Origin of the sequence: Spirillospora sp. NPDC049652 (genome assembly GCF_040675125.1) — a bacterium.
Lineage (GTDB): Bacteria > Actinomycetota > Actinomycetes > Streptosporangiales > Streptosporangiaceae > Spirillospora.
In genome coordinates this window covers 1-4,130 of sequence record NZ_JBFAOF010000666.1, presented here as the reverse complement: position 1 = coordinate 4,130, position 4,130 = coordinate 1, and the positions used below count along the sequence as shown (strand labels likewise).

Here is a 4,130-nt window from a genome sequence, read left to right as displayed (position 1 = left end):
CGCGCCCGTCGCGCTCGCCGTCGCCGGGGCCGTGCCCTCGCCGCAGGGCATCCCGGGCCAGCAGGTCGGCCCGCCGCGCGCCCCGATGACGCTCTTCCCGCTGGGCGACGGACGCTCCCCGGACGGCTGGCAGCGCCACCGCCGCCTCCTCCAGCACCTTCAGAACCCCCACGCATAGAGCCACACCCCCGCGGTCCCCGGCCTGAAGCGAGCCGCGAGCGCGCACCCGAAGTACCGCGCGTCCACTCGCACGGACACGCGACGGCCCGGGCGCACGAAGGCGCGGGCGGAACAAGGTGCGGACGGACCAAGATGCGGACGGACCCAGGCGCGGAACGACCGAGGTGCGGACGCACGAAGGAACTCGCGCACGAAGCCGCGGACGTGCAACGCACGCCGTACGAAGGGGCGGGCATCCGGAGGGGCGGGAGCCGGGCATACCGAGGGCCGTCACGAACACGTGACGGCCCTCGTTCCACATCCGACCCCGCGCCGCAATTACCCGCCTCTTACGGCTACATGCGGAACGCGACACAGATCACACCGAACGGCCACACTTGCCCGCACGCGAGAAGTGCGTGGCGTCCGGCAGTCGGCCCTGCTCCGAAGCACCGAGGACGTGGGGCGTCGTCCGCAAGGCGGCTGCGCGCTGCCGAGCCGAGAACCTGGGCACCGTGCGGGAGACGACTCGTCGCCGACGCGTCCGGGAGGCTGGCCGCACGTTCCCGGAGGCAGGCTGCGCGTTCCCGGGGGTGGGCTGCGCGTGGCGGAAGGCGGTCAGTAGCCGCCGATGACGCCGGGGGCGGGGGTGCCGTCCGGGGAGGCGTTCTCGGCGCGCCAGCTCTGGGCGGGCGCGTCGGACTCGCCCTCCGGGTAGACCGTCCCGCCGACCCAGTGGACGAGCGCGTCGGAGAAGCGGCGCGCGACCCTCGCGGCCTCGGGGACGTCGGCGACGGCGCGCACGTCCACCCACCACACCGGCGCGCCGACGCGGGCGGCGAACGCGTCGCCGAGCAGCCGCGCGATCTCGCTGGCGACGGTCACCTCGACGGGCTCCTCGATCGACACCAGCAGCCGTCCGGCGGCGTCGAACAGCCGGGTCGGCGGCTCGTTCTCGCCGCCCCGGATGTGGATCGGCTCGCCCATCGCGGCCAGGCCGTCGGCGATGGCGAACACGTCCGGGCGGCGGCGCGCGAGGGCCACGAAGTCCACGCTCATCCCTGCACCCCCGGCAGGCCGAGCGAGCGGGCGAACGCCTGGTAGACGACCTTGGTGGCGGCCTGCCGGGTGGCGCCGCCGACCTTATCCAGGTCGAGCGCCGCGCCGGTCGCGACCTGCCGGTCGTAGGGGACGTGCACGACCGGCAGCCCCCAGGCGGTGAGCATCTCCTCGGCCCGGCCGAGGTCGGCGTTGATCTGCGGAGCGTGCGACACCATGGCCACCACGGCGCGCTGGAACACGTGCTGCCTTCCGTTGTTGGCGAACCACTCCAGGGCCCCGCGCGCGCTCAGCGCCCCGTCCACCGTGCCCGGCGTGACCAGCACCAGCGCGTGCGTCTGCGCGATGATCTCCTGGTTGACCCCGGTCAGGATGCCCGCGCCGCAGTCCACCACGGCCGCGCTGACGAACCGGCTCACCGAGCTCAGCGCACGCTGGAACGTCTGGATGTCGAACTCCCGCGACATCCGGCCGCCGCGCGTGGACGACAGCACCCACAGGCCCTCGGACGTGCGGGACAGGAACCGCGCCACCTCGTCGAACGTGCTCGGGGCCGCCTGCGCCAGCTCGAACAGCGACAGCTGCGGGACGATGCCGAGCCGCAGCGGCAGCGAGCCGAGCTCGGCGTCGGCGTCGATCGCGACGACGCGGTCCTGGCGGTGCCGGGCCAGTTCGCTGGCGAGCAGCGCGGCCATCGTGGTCTTGCCCGCGCCGCCGCGCACGCTCGCGATCGCGATCTGCCGGAAGCTCGGCACCGGACGCGCCATCAGGTCGGCGAACGCGGCCTGCTGCTGCGCGGTCATCGCGGACCCGCCGCCGACCGCCTTGCGCACGCCGCGTCCGATCCGCTTGCCGAGCCGGTCGCCGTGCACGTTCTTGCGGACCAGCTCGTTCGCCGGATGCGCGCCGGACGCGGCCGCCTGCTGGGCCTGCTGGCGCGGGTCCGGCGCGGGGGTCGCGGACTGCTGCGACGGCGCGGCCTGCTGGTCCTGCTCGTGCGCCTCGTCCTGCTGCTGCTCTCCCCCGCCGAGGACGGGGTTGATGGCCGCCTCCCAGGCGAAGTCCGCGTGCAGCAGCGGCTCGCCCTGTCCCGCGCCCGCACCCGCACCCGCGCCCGGCTGGCCGGACGCGCCGTCGGCTCCGCCCTGCCGGCCGCCCATCGTCGGATCGAGTGCCGGGCCGGGCACGCCCTCCTGGCCGAAACCGGGAGCGGGAGCGGGGCCGGGAGCGGGGCCCGGGCCCTGCATTCCGGGGAAGCTGGACGCGCCGTCCCCCGCGGACGCGCCCCACGACGCGTCCGCTGCGGTCGGAGCGCCGAGCGGCTGAGCGGGCTCGGCGTTCTGCTGGTCCGCGACGCCGGGGAAGCCGCCCTGCGCGGACGGGTCCGCGCCGCCCGTGTTCGCGGCCGGCACGCCCCACGACGCGTCGCCCTGCATGTTCTGGTCCGCGCCGCCCGAGGAAGGCGCGGGGGTTCCGGTCTGGCCGACGCCGCCCGAAGCCGCCGCGGGGACGCCCCATGCGTTCTCGGGCTGACCGGCGTCGGGCACGCCCCAGGCGTTGTCGGGCTTCGCTCCGCCGTCTGCGGGCGCGCCCCATCCGCCGTCGGTTGCGCCTGTCGCGCCGTCCGGCTTGGCTCCTCCGGCGGACGAGCTCCAGGTGCTGTCGGTGTGGTCGCCGCCGGGCCCTCCGGACACCGGAGGAGCGCCCCACTGGCCGTCGCCGCCCGGTGGCCCGGTCGCCGCGGCTCGGTCGTCCTGGATTCCGGGAAAGCCCGCACCACCCGCGGACGGCTGGTCGCCGCCGGACGAAGCGCCCCACGACGTATCAGCACCCGACGTGGACGAGGGCCCGGTCTCGAAACCGGACGGGACGCCCGGAGACGTGCCGTGGTCGGCGGCGGCGCCGGCCACGGGAGCGTCGGTATGCGGGGTGGGCGCGGGACCGGTGGAGGCGCCGGCGTCGGCGGCCGGCGAAGCGCCGAACGAGCCGGCGGCGGGCGAGGCCGCGGGGCCGGCGACGGGAGCGTCGGCGTGCGGGGCGGGCATCTGCCGGTTCTCCGTCGGGTGCTCGCCGCTCCCGAACGTCCCCGACGGCCCGGTCGCGCCGACCGGTACGGACGGGCCGGACGCGCCGGCCGGGACGGATCCCGTTCCCGTCGGCCCGGTCATTCCGGTCAGCCCGGCCGCCGTGCTGGACGGTGAGGCGGCGGGCTCTCCGGACGCGGGCAGGCCGGGGAAGCCGCCCGTGCCGCCGGTCACCGCGTCCGGGACCTGCGCGGGCACCTGCGCGGTGCCGGCGATCTCGGCCGGATCGTAGCTCTGAACTGGGACGGGACGGGGTTCGGCAGGTGCGGTGTCGGCGAAGCCCCGCTGGGTCGCGCCGAGGTCGCGCAGTACGGCCAGCTGCCAGTTGGAGTCGGTCACCTGCCTCCCTTCCCTCGATCGGCAAGCCTACGAGACTCCTGTCGCGCAACGCACCGCACGTGGGCACGGAGATCGCGCCGTCCCGCGTCCCTCCGGAGCCCCGCCAGGACACGTGCTCCCCTCCCTGGGGAGGTCGGACGGGAGTCCGGCGGGAGCCGGACGCGGGCCGGGCATGGCGGTCGAGCCTGGACCGGTCGCTCCTCATCCGGAAACATCGGAATTCGGACGGCACCGATTTCACCTCCCGTCCGTCGAAAACAGGACGAAGTCGCCGCGAGGCCGCCGCTACCCTTGCCGGACCCCGCCAGGCCCCGGTGATCCCCGAACCTTGTCCGGAGTGCGCATTGAACGCTCAGTGGCCCGGCCAGCCGTCCGCCGGCCAGCCGGGATTCCCGCCGAACCCGGCCTTGGGCGGGCCGCAGCAGCCCTTCCCGCCGGGTCCGCCCGGCGGTCCGATGGGCCCGCCCGGTCCGCCCGGCGCCCCGATGG

At 76.0% G+C, this 4,130-nt stretch carries 3 protein-coding genes; 1 reads left to right on the top strand and 2 read right to left on the bottom strand.

Annotated elements, in window-relative coordinates; all coding sequences use genetic code 11:
- A partial coding sequence (locus tag AB0J52_RS30205) for a DUF6177 family protein (RefSeq protein WP_500186045.1) occupies positions 1–178 on the top strand: 178 nt, incomplete at its 5' end.
- A 599-nt stretch (positions 179–777) separates the two neighbouring features.
- Here the strand turns inward: AB0J52_RS30205 and AB0J52_RS30200 are convergent.
- The gene (locus AB0J52_RS30200) at positions 778–1,218 is read right to left on the bottom strand and encodes a hypothetical protein (RefSeq protein ID WP_500186044.1); all 441 of its coding nucleotides are present in this window, start codon (positions 1,216–1,218) and stop codon (positions 778–780) included.
- Positions 1,215–3,641: a CpaE/TadZ family protein gene (locus AB0J52_RS30195; protein ID WP_500186043.1), complete on the bottom strand. Its 2,427-nt coding sequence runs from the start codon at positions 3,639–3,641 to the stop codon at positions 1,215–1,217. Before AB0J52_RS30195 ends, AB0J52_RS30200 begins: the two co-directional genes overlap by 4 nt.
- Positions 3,642–4,130: the final 489 nt, after the last annotated feature.

Coding starts and splice junctions, on each gene's coding strand:
- AB0J52_RS30200 (WP_500186044.1), bottom strand. CDS start 1,218: ATGAGCGTGGACTTCGTGGCCCTCGCGCGCCGCCGCCCGGACGTGTTC.